The sequence below is a fragment of the Tahibacter soli genome (genome assembly GCF_025717065.2).
Classification (GTDB): Bacteria; Pseudomonadota; Gammaproteobacteria; order Xanthomonadales; family Rhodanobacteraceae; genus Tahibacter; species Tahibacter soli.
The window spans coordinates 16,840-31,276 of the sequence record NZ_JAOVZO020000001.1 but is presented as its reverse complement, the minus strand read 5'-3'; the positions used below and the strand labels follow the sequence as shown (position 1 = coordinate 31,276).

Here is a 14,437-nt window from a genome sequence, read left to right as displayed (position 1 = left end):
GTCATCTATCCGTCCATCAGCGGTATTTCGTTCGTTGCGGGAAAAGCGCACGCCGTGTTTCGATCACCGAAAGCCTCACGGCCGATGCTGAAGCCCGTCGCTTCCAGAGCGACGGATTGCTCCGTCCGCCATACTATTGCGGCTAACGACGGATGAGCCCCGAAAGCGTTGGTGCCTGCGTCGCCGAAGAACGAGGTCTCCGCAAAGAGACTTACGTCTCTAATTCCCTCAATGTCTACAAAGATTACTCCGGGGACATCAGCCGCCAGTTGGTCGGCGGCTTCAATAACACGCCTGTAGATGAGGGAAGCATGCTGCTCGGGGGAATAGCGCGGACCACGCACCCATAGAACAATGGCACCCGCGGGGGCATTGCTTCTCAGCGGCACGCCGGCTCCAAACCCACGGTGGTCGTGCGGCTTCGCCTTGATTCTTCGCAGAATGTGTTCACGAATGCCCGCTGACGGCTGCGCAGGGATGCGCTGCACCGCTCCCGTCAGGTGCCCGACTCCAGCGACCTGAACATCCAGTACTCCCCCACTTGCAAGAACCTCCGGCAGCGCCGCAGAGACCAGGCGGACCACCTCGTCTTCTTCGGGTGCATTCTCGTGTGGGGTGTCCAGAACTACATCACCGCAAAGCCCCGCTGCGGCCAGCGCCCGAATGACACCGTGCCCCAACATGGCCGCATGACGCCTGCTGAGTTTTTCTTTCGCAGCCTCGGTAATCCGTTTGCACTCAACCCGGAAAACTAGCCCGTCCCGCTCGCATTGAAATTCAGAACCGCGTTGCTGGGCGTCCAACCAATTCAGCCGAAACCCTCGGCGGAGGTAGAATAGGGCGACGTCCCATTCCATGAGCACGGGCCACACGCGGCCGGTGGTGTCGAGTAAGTTGTTGCGCATTCGTTCCTGAAGTGCAACCGGCAGTGTGGGCAACACCTCCTGAAGAGCACGCCCAGCCAACGCCGCATTCCAGCCCTCTGCCGACAAGCGCCGCCAAGATAGACGGCGTGTGCCACGCAGCGTAAGGCGGTCCACCTCATCGAAGGCGTTGACCCATGGCATCTGCTCGCCGCGAAGCAATTGGCGAAACAGGTTGCCGTCTGCGTCCTGAGTGGTCAGTTTCTGCCGCGCATCATCGAGATTTGCTTGCCCGAGGAACGTGCGGAAACCGCTCATGCATCGTTCAATGTCGTGCTCTCGCAGCGTCAACGCAGGGGGTTGCTCCCGCTGTATTTCCTTACCGGGCATCATCGTCGCATGTCCCTAAAACAGCGAGAAAAAGCAGCCGTGGGGGGCATCCCCCACCCGGCTACTGCTCTGACAACACAAATACCTGACTTAGATCTAATTCCCCTTCGTAGCGTACTGGTGCCCGGCGCACCCGCCTCCACAAGCCGGCTCTCCCAGTTTTGCCCAGAGTACTCTCGCCTCTTCGAGAGTCAGGCACCCCGGTTGCATGCTGCAGTCCGTCTTGTCGACTTTCCCGCATACGGAGGTGTCGCTCGTGCTGCAGCCGCCGTCGCTGAACCGGCCTTCAAAGAGATGCAATTCATTCGACTTTAGAGAACGGCCAACGCTGTATGCCATATAACCCTGCAGAACACTCCCCTTAACCAAGCCCCCTACCTCAACTATGTCTTTTAATTTCATATAAATTTTCCTTGACTATTACTATTTAGTAATAATGTAATTATACTACATTTTTTTTGATGAATGACTACTCAAAGGACTCGATGCCGGCCGTTTCATCACCGCAATAGTGGCAACCGAACAGCTACAGATGTTTTTTCCTACGTACCAGCTTTTGGATGGTGCCCGCCGTAAGCCACGGCCTTCGCCGGTGCAGCATGCGGTGGCAGTTCGAACACACCAGCACTAAGTCCTCGGGTCTGGTCGTAGCACCTTCTGGCCCGAGTGTGCTCAGAGGAACAGCATGGTGGGCTTCAATGAAGCCCACCCCGACCTCGCCATAGGTTTCTTGGAAATCGAACGCACAACACGCACACGCGAGGCGCCCGTGCTCGGCCAGCGCCCGCCGCTTGGCTTGAGCAACAGCTTTCGACGCGCGTTCCCGGGCATGGTGCCAGCGCTCAATCACGCGCCCTTCCGGAAAGCCCTCGCTTTTTCCAGGCTGGCCGCGGCGCTTCGGACGGCCGGCCTGCAGGTCGTCCGCAAGCAACCGGGACCGAATTGCAAAGAACACGTCGTCCAGAAACGCCGTGAGATCCTTCCTTTTGAGGGTCGCATCGAAATAGGCAACTGCAGAGCCCATTGTCTTTTCGAACAGGGCGACGCGCTCAGGATTTCGGCCGTCTCCCTTGCGTGGCGCATACCGCCAGCCGAGCAACAGCCCTGACGTCGAAGGGTGCACTTCGTGGATTTCGGCCTTGGGTCCGCTCCGATTCTCTGGAAACGCAACCAGGTAGTACCGCTGTCGATCTTCGTTCCCCCACAGAATCACCAACAACCAGAGCGACACGTTTGGTCCGGAAACCAACCACGCTCCTTCACAGGGTCCCTGAGCCCAATGGTGGAAGCCCTGGAGTCTTCCCGCCGGTAGGTGCTCGGCAACCGAGTAAGGTTTGCCGCTTCGAGGGAGCCGGTTCAGCCACACTGCTAACCTCTTGGCTTGTTGTTGGTCCATGCGCTCAACCTCGCAACAACGTCTTCAGACGGTCGAATTCCAACCAGTTCCCCCAGCCCAACCCAGGGAACAACTCTGCGAGTTCGGCCGCGGTCCACGGCCGCATGTAGACCGACTCGTGCACATCGTCCCCCGGCTCGTGCCCCACGAACGCCCGCCGCCGTTCGGCAGGCAGCCGGCTGCCTTGCAACTCCTGGATCACCGTCTTCCTTAAGCTATGGAAACCGACGATGCCGTTGGCCCGGCGCGGTTTGATGCCGAGCTTGTCGAGGTAGTAGCCAAAGCCTTTCGAAATGGCGTTTCCGGCTCCCGCGCGCCCATCGATGCGCATGTCGTGGAACAGGCGCTCCTCACCCCGCTGGCGCAGTTCCTTCACGCGCTCCAGCAGGCCTAGTTCGACCAGTGCCGGATGGATGGGAACGAGGCGCCGCGACGCTTCGGTCTTGAGCGACTGGCCATCGGAATCCGTGGCAATTCGGATGCAGGGGATACCGTCTTCCTCGACGAAGTCTGAGAGGTAGAGCTGTGCAACTTCACCGACCCGCGCGCCGGTGAACAGGCCAATGCACGCCGCCCACTTCGTGTGCAGGGTGCGGATGCCGGCGAGGTTGGAAGGGTCGAAGGCGCGCTTGAGCGCCGGGACGTCCAGGGCTTCCCACTGGAAGCCATCGGCCTTCCGCCGAGCTTTCTCCTTCTTGGTCATGACGACCACGCCCTTGACCGGGTTCGGCCCCGCCCACTTGCCACGTTGGGCCAGGAAGACGAAGAGCTGGGCGGCGTGGGACACCGCGTTGCCGGCCGATCGCTTGGTCATCGGCGCGTCTTTGAGCTTGCTGGACGGCTGGGTCATCAACCCGTGCGCCCAATCGCCAGCTTTTTCGCGCGTGATGTGGGCGACGGGCGTTGTGCCACCGATGACCGCCTTCAGCGATTCGAAAGCGCGCTTCCTCTGCGACCAGGTGTTGGGCTTCAGGGTGGCGGCTTCGGCTTCTTCGTAGAGCTTGATCGCGCCGGCGAGCGTCAGGCCGGACGCCGGCTTGCTCGCCGCCGCTGGCAATACTGAGGGCAAGTCGGGCAACGGCTGCGCCAGCACGACCCGAAGGTTTCCAAGCGCCTGCAATGCGTCGAGCACGGCCTGGTTGTCCTGCGGCGTGCCGTCGGTGCGGATTCGGGTGGGGATAAGCGTGGTGGGGTCCACGTCCATCTCGTACGGGCGCAACGCACCTTGCTGGGCTCCAGCCACGATGTCGTCCACTCGGGGCGGCTTTGGCATCGCAGTCCCCCTCAGCTCCGCGAAGACTTGAGCGTAGCGCAGCGACAGCGTCTGGGCGTAGACCTTGGCCGCGCGCGTGTCTCGGGTCCGCAGGCTGGTTTGGACGAACCGCCGGCCCATGACGGGCTGCAAATCCAGTGGGATCCACTGGCGGAAGTAGTAGACGCCGCTGGGGACGCGGATGAGATGGTGAGCGAGGCGCATGGGGCTCCATTTGTGCGAGCCGGTTGTGCGACCACCTCAAAGGCTAGAAACGAAAAAGCCCTTGATTTCTCAAGGGCTTTTTTATGGCTGGGAGACTAGGATTCGAACCTAGATAAACGGAGTCAGAGTCCGTTGTCCTACCGTTAGACGATCTCCCAAAACCGGGAGCTTCAGTGCGCTCTGACCTTCGTGCACTGAAACCCGAAGCGCGATTAGCGCTTCGAGAACTGCGTCGCGCGGCGGGCTTTGTGCAGGCCGACCTTCTTGCGTTCCACTTCGCGCGCATCACGCGTCATGAAACCGGCTTTGCGCAGCGGCGACTTCAGCGACTCGTCGTATTCGACCAGCGCGCGCGAAATGCCGAGGCGGATCGCACCGGCCTGGCCGGTCGTGCCGCCGCCTTCCACCGTCACCAGCACGTCGAACTTCTCGGTGAAGTTCGTGAGCTCGAGCGGCTGACGCACGATCATGCGCGCCGTTTCGCGGCCGAAGAAGGTGTCCAGCGTCTTGCCGTTCACCACGATGTTGCCGGTGCCCGGGCGCAGGAAAACGCGAGCCGCGGAAGTCTTGCGGCGGCCGGTGCCGTAGTTCTGTTGCAGTGCCATGTGATCTATTCCTGCGGGAATCAGATGTCCAGCGCCTTCGGCTGCTGGGCGGTGTGCGGGTGCTCGGTGCCGGCGTAAACCTTGAGCTTCTTGAACATCGCGCGGCCCAGCGGATTCTTCGGCAGCATGCCCTTCACGCCGATTTCGATCACGCGCTCCGGATGCGTCGCCAGCATGTCACGTAGCGACGTCGTCTTGAGGTTGCCGATGTAGCCGGTGAAGCGGTGGTAGTTCTTGTCGTCCAGCTTCGCGCCGGTGACATGGATCTTTTCCGCGTTGACCACGACGATGTAGTCGCCGGTGTCCACGTGCGGGGTGAAGATCGTCTTGTGCTTGCCACGAAGACGCAGCGCAATTTCAGTACACAGACGGCCGAGAGTCTTGTTGCTGGCGTCGACGACGTACCAGTCGCGCTTAACGCTCTCAGGCTTCGCGCTGATCGTTTTCATGACAAAACCTTGTGCCAAAAGGGGCAGGGAAAGGCGCGGGATGATAGCGGCTGATACCGGTGCGTGCAAGCCCCGGGGCGCTGATCCCACACATTCGCCCAGGCCGAGCGGCCGGGGGCGCGAATGCTAGCATGATCCGGATGCCTGTCCACTCCCCCGCCCCGCCCGACCTCGCCGCGCTGGCCGATCAATGCGTGATGTGCGGCCTTTGCCTGCCTCATTGCCCTACCTACCGCGTCGAAGCGGTCGAGGCCGAGTCGCCGCGCGGCCGCATCGCGCTGGCCAAGGCGCTCGCCACCGGCACCCTGGCGCCCTCGCCGGCCGCCCAGGCGCATCTGGACCAGTGCCTATCGTGCCTGAGCTGCGAGGCGGTGTGTCCTTCCAAAGTGCAATACGGCGAGATCATCGTGGCCGCCCGCGCCGCCCATCCGCCGGCGCGCCGCCTGCCGGCCGTCGCCTGGCTGTCGCGCCGGCCGCGGCTGTTGCGCTCGCTGGCGCGCCTCGGCGCCGCGATCGGAGCGCCGCGCTGGCTGCCGCGCGTGGTCGGGCGCGATTCGTCGCTCGGCCGGCTCGCGGCGGAGTTGCCTCGCGTGCCGGCGGTGCCACGCTTCAATGCCGCGACGAAGCCCGCCGCGTCGCGCGGCCGCATCGGCCTGTTTCTCGGCTGCATCGCCTCGGCGTTCGATCGCGATACGCACGCGGCGGCGCGGCGCCTGCTCGTCGCGCTCGGCTACGACGTCGTCGTGCCCGATGCGCCGCATTGCTGCGGGGCGCTTTCGCGTCACGCGGGTGACCTTGCGCAGGCGCTGTGCGATTCGGCGCCCACGCGCGCGGCGTTCGCGGGTGTCGATACCGTCGTCGTCACCGCTTCGGGCTGTTTCGGCAGCCTGCGCGATCACGCGCTCGCGGGGTCGCGCGTGCGCGAGATCGGCGAATTCCTCGCGGCCGACGCGGCGCTCGATACCTTGCGCTTTCGGCCGCTGACGCGCCGCGCGGCGGTACACGTGCCGTGCAGCGTCGCGAACGTGTCGAAGTCGGCAAAGGCCATGACCGCGCTGCTGCGCCGCATTCCTTCTCTGGCGCTCGCGCCGCTCGCCGATCAGCCGCGCTGCTGCGGCGCTGCCGGCAGTTACTTTCTGGAACACCCGCGCGTCGCCGACGTGTTGCGCGCCGAGCGTGTGACCGAGGTCGAAGCGCTTGCGCCCGATCTCTTGATCACGGCCAATATCGGCTGCCGCGCGTTTCTCGACAATGCGCTGCGCCGCGGCCCGCGCACGATTCGCGTCGTGCACGCGGCGACGGTGCTCGCCGAACAGCTCGACGATTGAATCGCGCGACCCAGCCCCGAATTCGAACCCATACGCCTCGCCGGAACCCCCATGTTCAGCCGCCACTACTCGACGCTCGATCGCGTTTTCGCCGAAATCGACCACGCGCTCGCCACCGCGCTCGGCGCGCGTCCGCATGCCGAGCGCGCGAACCCGGCCGCCGACTTGCCGCAGGCCGCGCTCGACGACACGCAGCGCCGCCACGCCGCCGGCCTCATGCGCATCAACCACACCGGCGAGGTGTGCGCACAGGCGCTGTACCAGGGCCAGGCGGCCGTCGCGCGCGACGCGGATACGCGCGAGCAGCTGCTGCACGCGGCGCAGGAAGAAACCGATCACCTCGCGTGGTGCCACGAGCGCCTGGACGAGCTCGACAGCCGTCCGAGCCTGCTGAACCCGCTGTGGTACGCCGGTTCGTACGCGATCGGCCTCGTCGCCGGTCTGCGCGGCGACGGCTGGAATCTCGGGTTCGTCGTCGAGACCGAGCGTCAGGTCGAAGCGCATCTCGACGAGCATCTCGCCGACGACGGCCTGCCTACCGACGATCGCCGCAGCCGCGCGATCGTCGCGGTGATGAAGGACGACGAAGCGCGCCACGCCGACAACGCGCTCGCGGCCGGCGCCAAGTTGCTGCCGTCGCCGATCCCCGCGCTGATGCGGTTCGCGGCGACGGCGATGAAGAAGGTCGCTTACCGCATCTAGTGCTTCAGGGCAGGCATTCGAACACGTCGGCGAAGATCAGCTCGGGATTCGTCGTCACCGCGAACGTCTGCGTGGTGGCGGGATTGAGCGCGCCGGACGTCGCCTGCAGTTGCGCGACGCCGGTGCGGTACAGCCGCACGTTCGGAAACGTCGCGATACCGCCGACGGCCGTCGCCGTGCCGCCCTTCACCGGCGTGCCGTTGCACAGCGCGCTGTAGAGGTTGATCGTCGTGGTGTTGTCGCCGGTCACGAGGTTGCCGCCGTTGTCTTCCACGCGCACCTGCAGCGCCGGCGCGATCGCGGCGCCGGCGAGCGCCGATCCGGGGCTGGCGACGAAACGCAGGCGCGCGGCGCTGCCGCCGAGCACGTTGAACGCCGAACTCGTCGTCTGCGGCAATCCGGTCGCGTTCGCGCGCAGCGTGAAGCCGCTCCCGGCGACGTTGATCGACAGCGCGTTCCACGTCGCCACGCCCTGCACGAGCGGCTTGCTGCCGCCGCCGGTCAGCACGGCGACGCCGGTCGGATCGTTGCCAAGCACGAGGGTCGCATTGCCGAGTATGCCCACGGGCACGAGCTGGCTTTCGTCGTCGAGCACGCGCAGTTGCACGGCCGGCGAAATCGCCGCGTTGACGCTGACGTTGCCCGGCTGCTGCTGCCAGGCGAGCGACGTTTCGCGCTGGAAGCGCAGGCGCCCGTAGCCGTACTGGTAGTCCTTGCCGAACGTGCCGAGGTCGTTCGTGCCGAGCGCGGCGAGCGTGCGCAGCGGCGTGACGATCGTCGTGTCGAGCGCCGATTCCGTCGCCGGTATGCCCACGCGCTGCATGTACGCCGCGGCCATGCCGGCGACGTGCGGCGTCGCGGCCGACGTGCCGAGAAACGCCGTCGGCTGCGGCGGACTCGTGCCGCCGTTGCCGTAGCTGACGGTGGTGACGTTGTCGTAGCTCGCGACGTCGGGCTTGAGGTTCGTGTCGCTCTGCGGATTCGGGTTCGACGGCAGCACGCCGCCGGCGCCGAGCACGGGGCCTTGCGAGCTGAACCACTCCTGCGGCGTCGTGGTGCCGTTGGTCACGTCGATCGCGGCCACGGTGAACACTTCCGGCGAGTCGGCCGGAAACCCGAGGCTGCGTTCGGCGACGCGATAGCGCAAAGGGAAATTGGAGAAAACCTGCAAATTGTCCTGATTGAACGTCGAGTTCACGCGCGTCACGGCGATGCCGTAGCGCGCCTGGCCGGCCGGGCAGCCGGCCGTGGTACCGCTGCTCGTCGTGACGTACTGCACCTGTTCCTGCGGCGTCTGGCCCGAACCGCCGTTCTGCGTGAACGTCGACTGCGCGACCGGCGTGCCTTCCCAGGTCGAACTGTTGACCCGGCGATACAGGAACAGGTCGTAGTCGTGCGTGCTGCCGGGCGTCTGCCAGCTCGACCAGTACAGATCGACGCTGATCGTTTCGCCGGCCGGCAGGCACGGCAGGTTGTCGTTGCCGTTGCCGAACACGAAGTCGTTGACCTGTGTGGTCGACCCGTTCCACGTATGGAAGTTGCCGCCGCCCGACGCGAGGCGGAACTCGCCGCCCCAGTGGTTTTCGCGTTCGTTGCCGGCCGCGTTGATCACGAACACGCCGCGATTGCGCGCCCAGCCGGCGGCTTCGGCGATCGAGCCCGGCAGCGCGCTGCCGTCGCCCTTGCCGTCGAGCGGCGCGCCGAGCGACGCGGTGATGATGTTCGCGCGCACCGCGCCGAGCGAGCCGCCGGTGTTGGACAGATTGGCCGCGTCGAGGATCGCGCGGCGCCAGTCGCCGACGGTGACCGTGTCGTACGCGCGGTACGTCGCGGCGGGCGCGAGGTCGTAGACGATTTCGAGCACGGCGTTGCCGTGCGGCACGCCGAGGCAGCCGAACGACGTCGGGTTGCAGCCCGCTGGCGGCGTGCCGCCGAAGGTCTTGTAGTCGAGTTTGGTGATGCGATTGCTCGGCGGCCAGTCGTTCGCGTTCTGCAGCGAAATCGCGCCGTTGCCGTTGAAGCCGTCGATCACGGCGATACCCACGCCCGCGCCGTCGTAGCCGCCGGTAATCCAGCGGTCGCCGCGCGACGCCGCAACGCCTTCGCTGTTGCGCGAACCGGTGAGGTGCCGCACGAGGCGCGCCGGCGCGATCGTCACGACGTCGGCGTCGCCGGCGAGGTCGCGCAGGCGGTCGGGCGCGATCGACGCTTCGAACGTCGCCGCGCCGAGTGCGTTGCGCACGTCGGCGCCGCTCGCGGCGAGCACGTCGCGCGCGCGTTTGGCGTCGGCGAACCGCACTTCGACGAGCAGCGCGCCGTCGCCGGCGATCGCGCGCGGCAGCGACACGCCGCGCGGCGACGCCGCGTCGCGCAGCTGCGCGTGGATCTTGGCGGCGACGGCGTCGACGCCGGATTTGTCCGGCGTCGGCATGAGCGGCGCGTCGACGGCGGATGCGGCGTGCGCGGCGACGAAGAGCACGGCCGCGAGCGCGGCGCGAACGAGCGGGTTTTGCATGGCGCGGTCCGGTGCGGGGCTGACGCGAAATCTTAGTCCGTTCGCGTTGCGCGAATGTCGAATCGTCGATGAAACTCGACACGAATGCGTATCGCCGGTTGCCGAAACGACGAACCCCGCGGCGATGCGCGGGGTTCGTTTCGGTTCTTGCGAGGATCGTTCAGATCACGTCAGGTTGCGGCCGTGAAACAGTTCTTCGATCTCGAGTTTCAGGCGCTGCTCGATGCGCAGGCGCTCCTTGAACGACAGGTCCGACGCGTTGGCTTCGAACAGGTACGTGTCGAGGTCGAACTCCTTGACGTGCATCTTCGTGTGGAAAATGTTTTCCTGATACACGTTCACATCGAACATTTCGTACTTCTGGCGAATGCCCTTGGCCAGATAGTCCTGGATCGAATTGATCTTGTGGTCGATGTAGTGCTTGCGGCCCTTCACGTCGCGCGTGAAGCCGCGCACGCGGTAGTCCATCGTGACGATGTCGGACTCGAAGCTTTCGATCAGGTAGTTGAGCGCCTTGAGCGGCGAGATGACGCCGCAGGTGGCCACGTCGATGTCCGCGCGGAAGGTCGCGATGCCGTTGTGCGGATGCGTTTCCGGATACGTGTGGACGGTGATGTGGCTCTTGTCCAGGTGCGCGACCACGGCGTCGGAAATGACGTCCTTGCCGGCGGCCTTCTTGTCGATGACCGGCTGCTCGGAAATCAGGATCGTGACCGACGCGCCCTGCGGGTCGTAGTCCTGGCGCGCGATGTTCAGGATGTTCGCGCCGATGATCTCGGCGACGTCCGTCAGGATCTGCGTCAGGCGGTCCGCGTCGTACTGCTCGTCGATGTACTCGATGTAGCGGTCGCGCTGCTCCGGCGTCACCGCATAGCAGATATCGTAGATGTTGAAACTGAGCGCTTTCGTCAGGTTGTTGAAACCCTGAAGCTTCAGTCGCGGAAGCGGTTTGACCACGGCGGATTTCCTCGCTCAGGCCGGGGGTGGCAGGAAAGGGCGCGGATTATGGACCAATTGGGTTACGGTTTACATGCTTTGTCGTCAAGCCCGTTCATACAGCGACCAAGGTAGCCCATACGGCACGCAATCTGCGCCTCGTGCGCCGGCTCGCTATCGAATAAGATGCCAGCTTGCGTCGGACCCTGCCGGGGGGCGGTCCGTCGCGCGGGCGGCCGCCGGCCCCCGCCACTCGCGGCCGCAGGCCGCGTTCGCACGATGCCGACCCGGGGAACTTTGGGGATGTTGAAAGTGGCCGATTTCCGCTACAACCTGCAGCAAGCCGTCAACAAGGTTCAGGCGCCGCCGATGCTGGTGCCCGATCGCCCGGCGATGGAGCGCTTTCTCGGCCAATGCCACCGCCGGCGCTATCCGAGCAAGACGGCCATCATCCGGCCGGGCGACTCGGCCAACATCCTCTATTACATCATCGACGGTTCGCTCACCGTCCTCACCGAAGACGAGGAAGGCCGCGAGCTGATCCTCGCCTACATCAACCGCGGCGAGTTCATCGGCGAGATGGGCCTGTTCGTCGAAACCCCGCGCCGCGAGGTGATGGTGCGCTCGCGCACGCCGGTGGAGCTCGCCGAAATCAGCTACGAACGCCTGTTCCAGCTGTTCGAGACCACGCTCGCCGCCGAGTGCCCGAAGATCCTGTTCGCGATCGGTTCGCAGCTGTCCAACCGTCTCCTGCACACCTCGCGCAAGGTCAGCCGCCTCGCGTTCATGGACGTCACGAGCCGCGTCGCCAAGACGCTGATCGACCTGACGGAAGAACCCGACGCGATGACGCACCCGAAAGGCAGCCAGATCCGCATCTCGCGCCAGGAAATCAGCCGCATCGTCGGCTGCTCGCGCGAAATGGTCGGCCGCGTGCTCAAGCAGCTCGAGGAGAGCGGCATGATCACGGTCTCCGGCAAGACGATCGTGGTGCTCGGTACGCGCTGAGGCATCGCTTTACGCCGGAAAGCGGCGCACGCCGCTTTCCGTCCCCCGCAAGGCCTACAGACGCTCGACGGCGACGCCGCCGAGCACGGCGCGCACCGCGCGCTCGTCGCGCGCCGACGGGTTCACCAGCACCGCCTGTTGCGCGTGCCGCAGCATCGGCAGATCGGCGCGCGAATCGCTGTAGGCGACGTCCCACGGGGCGGCGACGCCGCGTTTCGCGAGCGCCACGAGCTTGTTCGCGCCGTAGTTGTGAAACGCGGCGCGCACGCCGAAGCGCCCGATCGCGACGTCCGAGCCGATCGCCTCGACGTCGGCCAGACCCAGTTCGGCGAGGATCGTATCGAGCAGCGGCTGCGCGCAGGCGCTGACGACGAGCACGCGGTCGCCGGCCGCGACGTGCTCGCGCACGCGCGCGACGGCACCGTCGACGCGCATGCCGGGCCGCGCGACGAAGCGGCGGCCGAAGGTACGGATGTCGGCGAGGAATTCGGCCTCGGTCAGTCCGGCGGTGGCGAGCCGCACGGCGACGCGCGCCATCCACCCGGTGCCGCGCACGGTGGCGAAGAACAGCGGCATGAAAGGCACGATCGGCAGCAGCGGCAGGATGCGCCAGCGCTCGCGGCGCAGACGGTCGCGCAGCCAGCTGCCGAAGCTGTCCTTGCGGACGAGGACGCCGTCGAAGTCGAAGAGGATGGTGCGGGGAGTCACGACCCCTCTCCCCCAAGCTCGCTTGGGGGAGAGGCTGGGAGAGGGGGCGACGCTTCGCACTTCGTCGAGATCGACGCAGACTCCGGCGCCGCCCCCTCACCCCGCCCCTCTCCCCCGACGGCGTCGGGGGAGAGGGAGTATTCGCGCCGCACCGTCGGCGCACGAGTCATGCAAACAACCGCCGCAATTCCTCACCCGGCTCCGCCGCCCGCATGAAGGCCTCGCCCACCAGAAACGCCTGCACGTCGTTCGCCCGCATCAACGCCACGTCGTCCGGCGTAACGATGCCGCTCTCCGTCACCAGCAGCCGATCCGCCGGTACGCGGTCGCGCAGCGCCAGCGTCGTCTCCAACGTCACGTCGAACGTGCGCAGGTTGCGGTTGTTGATGCCCACGAGCGGCGCCGGCACCGCGAGCGCGCGGTCGAGTTCTTCGGCGTCGTGCACTTCCACCAGCACGTCCATGCCGAGTTCCAGCGCGAGCGTCGACAGCTCCGCCAGCGCCGCGTCGCCGAGCGCGGCCACGATCAAGAGGATGCAGTCGGCGCCGAGCACGCGCGCCTCGTACACCTGGTACGCGTCGATCGTGAAATCCTTGCGCAGTGCCGGCAGCGCGCACGCCGCGCGCGCCGATTGCAGGTACGCGTCGCTGCCCTGAAAAAAGTCGACGTCGGTCAGCACCGACAGGCACGCCGCGCCGCCCGCTTCGTAGCTCTTCGCGATCGCGGCCGGATCGAAGTCGGGCCGGATCACGCCCTTGCTCGGGCTCGCCTTCTTGACCTCGGCGATCACCGCGGCCTGCCCGGCCGCCACTTTCGCCTGCAGCGCGTCGACGAAACCGCGTACCGGCGGCGCGTCGGCCGCGCGTGCCGACAGCTCGCGCAGCGAGACTTTTCGCTGCGCGCCCGGATTTCCTCGGCCTTGCGCGCGAGGATCTTCTTCAGAATGTCGCTCATCGATCGTCCTTGATTGCCGGTGCCAGCCGTCGCGTGGCGACGACGAACTGGTCGAGTTTCGCGCGCGCCTCGCCGGTCGCGATGGCCTCGTCGGCAAGCGCGACGCCTTCGGCGATGGACGCCGCGAGATCGGCCGCGTACAGCGCGGCGCCGGCGTTCAGCGCGACGATGTCGCGTGCGACGCCGGGCTGGTTGTCGAGCACTTCGATCACGCGCCGGCGCGATTCGTCGGCGTCGGCCACCGCGAGCTGGCGCGACGACGCCATCGCGAAGCCGAGTTCTTCGGGATGGATTTCGTATTCGCTCACCTGCCCGTCGCGCAGCTCGCCGACGAGCGTCGACGCGCCGAGCGAGATTTCGTCGAGGCCGTCCTTGCCGTGCACCACCAGCGCATGACGCACGCCGAGCTTCTGCAGCACCCGCACCTGGATGCCGACGAGATCGGGATGGAACACGCCCATCAGCATGTTCGGCGCGCCCGCCGGATTCGTCAGCGGGCCCAGGATGTTGAACAGCGTGCGCACGCCCATTTCCTTGCGCACCGGCGCGACCACCTTCATCGCGGGATGATGGTTCGGCGCGAACATGAAGCCGATGCGCGTGTCGGCGAGGCACGCGGCGACGGCCGCGGGGTCGAGGTCGATGCGCGCGCCGAGCGCTTCGAGCACGTCGGCGCTGCCGGATTTCGACGACACGCTGCGATTGCCGTGCTTGGCGACGTTCACGCCGGCCGCGGCCACGACGAACATCGAGCACGTCGAGATATTGAACGTATTGGCGCTGTCGCCGCCGGTGCCGACGATGTCGACGAAATACGGATACGCGGGCGCGTCGACCTTGAGCGACATTTCGCGCATCACCTGCGCCGCCGCGGCGATTTCGCCGACGGTTTCCTTCTTGACGCGCAGCCCGGTCGTGATCGCCGCGACCATCGTCGGCGACACCTCGCCGCGCATGATCTGGCGCATCAGATCGACCATCTCGTCATGGAAGATCTCGCGGTGTTCGATAGTGCGCTGCAGCGCCTGTTGCGGGGTGATCGGCACCGGCCGGCTCCGTCGGAACGAAGCGGCATGATAAGGAGTCCCGCCGCAAAGGTCAGCGGC

The 14,437-nt window shown here is 65.9% G+C and carries 12 protein-coding genes, 1 tRNA gene and 1 pseudogene; 3 read left to right on the top strand and 11 right to left on the bottom strand.

Features of this window, described 5'->3' with window-relative positions; translation table 11 throughout:
- Nucleotides 1–5: 5 nt before the first annotated feature.
- The 6 genes from OD750_RS00165 to rplM form a co-directional block, all read right to left on the bottom strand.
- Complete coding sequence (locus OD750_RS00165) at nucleotides 6–1,181, bottom strand: hypothetical protein (RefSeq protein ID WP_263544841.1); 1,176 nt, start codon at nucleotides 1,179–1,181, stop codon at nucleotides 6–8.
- A gap of 598 nt (nucleotides 1,182–1,779) precedes the next feature.
- Nucleotides 1,780–2,484 carry an HNH endonuclease gene (locus OD750_RS00160; RefSeq protein WP_263544840.1) on the bottom strand — a complete coding sequence of 235 codons (705 nt, stop codon included), beginning with the start codon at nucleotides 2,482–2,484 and terminating at the stop codon, nucleotides 1,780–1,782.
- Nucleotides 2,485–2,653: 169 nt separating this feature from the next.
- The gene (locus OD750_RS00155) at nucleotides 2,654–4,126 is read right to left on the bottom strand and encodes a site-specific integrase (RefSeq protein WP_263544839.1); all 1,473 of its coding nucleotides are present in this window, start codon (nucleotides 4,124–4,126) and stop codon (nucleotides 2,654–2,656) included.
- 84 nt (nucleotides 4,127–4,210) lie between these two features.
- Nucleotides 4,211–4,284 (bottom strand) — tRNA-Gln (locus tag OD750_RS00150).
- A gap of 54 nt (nucleotides 4,285–4,338) precedes the next feature.
- On the bottom strand, nucleotides 4,339–4,731 hold the full coding sequence (gene rpsI / locus OD750_RS00145) for a 30S ribosomal protein S9 (protein WP_263544838.1): 393 nt from the start codon (nucleotides 4,729–4,731) through the stop codon (nucleotides 4,339–4,341).
- A 20-nt stretch (nucleotides 4,732–4,751) separates the two neighbouring features.
- The gene (rplM, locus tag OD750_RS00140; protein ID WP_263544837.1) at nucleotides 4,752–5,180 is read right to left on the bottom strand and encodes a 50S ribosomal protein L13; all 429 of its coding nucleotides are present in this window, start codon (nucleotides 5,178–5,180) and stop codon (nucleotides 4,752–4,754) included.
- Nucleotides 5,181–5,320: 140 nt separating this feature from the next.
- On the opposite strand from rplM, the gene OD750_RS00135 reads away from it, so the two are divergent.
- Together OD750_RS00135 and coq7 are read left to right on the top strand one after the other, a co-directional pair.
- Nucleotides 5,321–6,508 carry a (Fe-S)-binding protein gene (locus OD750_RS00135; protein WP_263544836.1) on the top strand — a complete coding sequence of 396 codons (1,188 nt, stop codon included), beginning with the start codon at nucleotides 5,321–5,323 and terminating at the stop codon, nucleotides 6,506–6,508.
- A gap of 51 nt (nucleotides 6,509–6,559) precedes the next feature.
- Nucleotides 6,560–7,210 carry a 2-polyprenyl-3-methyl-6-methoxy-1,4-benzoquinone monooxygenase gene (gene coq7, locus OD750_RS00130; protein WP_263544835.1) on the top strand — a complete coding sequence of 217 codons (651 nt, stop codon included), beginning with the start codon at nucleotides 6,560–6,562 and terminating at the stop codon, nucleotides 7,208–7,210.
- A 4-nt stretch (nucleotides 7,211–7,214) separates the two neighbouring features.
- On the opposite strand, the gene OD750_RS00125 is transcribed toward coq7, so the two are convergent.
- Both OD750_RS00125 and speD read right to left on the bottom strand, forming a co-directional pair.
- The gene (locus OD750_RS00125) at nucleotides 7,215–9,725 is read right to left on the bottom strand and encodes a S8 family serine peptidase (RefSeq protein WP_263544834.1); all 2,511 of its coding nucleotides are present in this window, start codon (nucleotides 9,723–9,725) and stop codon (nucleotides 7,215–7,217) included.
- A 165-nt stretch (nucleotides 9,726–9,890) separates the two neighbouring features.
- The gene (speD, locus tag OD750_RS00120; RefSeq protein WP_263544833.1) at nucleotides 9,891–10,682 is read right to left on the bottom strand and encodes an adenosylmethionine decarboxylase; all 792 of its coding nucleotides are present in this window, start codon (nucleotides 10,680–10,682) and stop codon (nucleotides 9,891–9,893) included.
- A gap of 282 nt (nucleotides 10,683–10,964) precedes the next feature.
- On the opposite strand from speD, the gene crp reads away from it, so the two are divergent.
- Nucleotides 10,965–11,669 (top strand): cAMP-activated global transcriptional regulator CRP, encoded by a 705-nt coding sequence (gene crp, locus OD750_RS00115; protein ID WP_425508199.1) that lies wholly within the window; start codon nucleotides 10,965–10,967, stop codon nucleotides 11,667–11,669.
- A gap of 54 nt (nucleotides 11,670–11,723) precedes the next feature.
- Here the strand turns inward: crp and OD750_RS00110 are convergent, their stop codons facing one another.
- The 3 genes and pseudogenes from OD750_RS00110 to trpD all read right to left on the bottom strand — a co-directional run bounded on the left by OD750_RS00110 (nucleotide 11,724) and on the right by trpD (nucleotide 14,377).
- Nucleotides 11,724–12,377, bottom strand: coding sequence for a haloacid dehalogenase-like hydrolase (locus tag OD750_RS00110; protein ID WP_263544832.1), 654 nt, complete (start codon nucleotides 12,375–12,377; stop codon nucleotides 11,724–11,726).
- A 166-nt stretch (nucleotides 12,378–12,543) separates the two neighbouring features.
- A pseudogene (trpC, locus tag OD750_RS00105) lies at nucleotides 12,544–13,331 on the bottom strand (indole-3-glycerol phosphate synthase TrpC).
- Nucleotides 13,328–14,377 (bottom strand): anthranilate phosphoribosyltransferase, encoded by a 1,050-nt coding sequence (gene trpD / locus OD750_RS00100; protein WP_263544831.1) that lies wholly within the window; start codon nucleotides 14,375–14,377, stop codon nucleotides 13,328–13,330. Before trpD ends, trpC begins: the two are co-directional and overlap by 4 nt.
- Nucleotides 14,378–14,437: the final 60 nt, after the last annotated feature.

What these genes read in the sequence shown, in the direction of transcription:
- OD750_RS00165 (WP_263544841.1), bottom strand. Translation starts at nt 1,181, where the DNA reads ATGAGCGGTTTCCGCACGTTCCTCGGGCAAGCAAATCTCGATGATGCG.
- OD750_RS00155 (WP_263544839.1), bottom strand. Translation starts at nt 4,126, where the DNA reads ATGCGCCTCGCTCACCATCTCATCCGCGTCCCCAGCGGCGTCTACTAC.
- rpsI (WP_263544838.1), bottom strand. Translation starts at nt 4,731, where the DNA reads ATGGCACTGCAACAGAACTACGGCACCGGCCGCCGCAAGACTTCCGCG.
- rplM (WP_263544837.1), bottom strand. Translation starts at nt 5,180, where the DNA reads ATGAAAACGATCAGCGCGAAGCCTGAGAGCGTTAAGCGCGACTGGTAC.
- OD750_RS00135 (WP_263544836.1), top strand. Translation starts at nt 5,321, where the DNA reads ATGCCTGTCCACTCCCCCGCCCCGCCCGACCTCGCCGCGCTGGCCGAT.
- coq7 (WP_263544835.1), top strand. Translation starts at nt 6,560, where the DNA reads ATGTTCAGCCGCCACTACTCGACGCTCGATCGCGTTTTCGCCGAAATC.
- OD750_RS00125 (WP_263544834.1), bottom strand. Translation starts at nt 9,725, where the DNA reads ATGCAAAACCCGCTCGTTCGCGCCGCGCTCGCGGCCGTGCTCTTCGTC.
- crp (WP_425508199.1), top strand. Translation starts at nt 10,965, where the DNA reads ATGTTGAAAGTGGCCGATTTCCGCTACAACCTGCAGCAAGCCGTCAAC.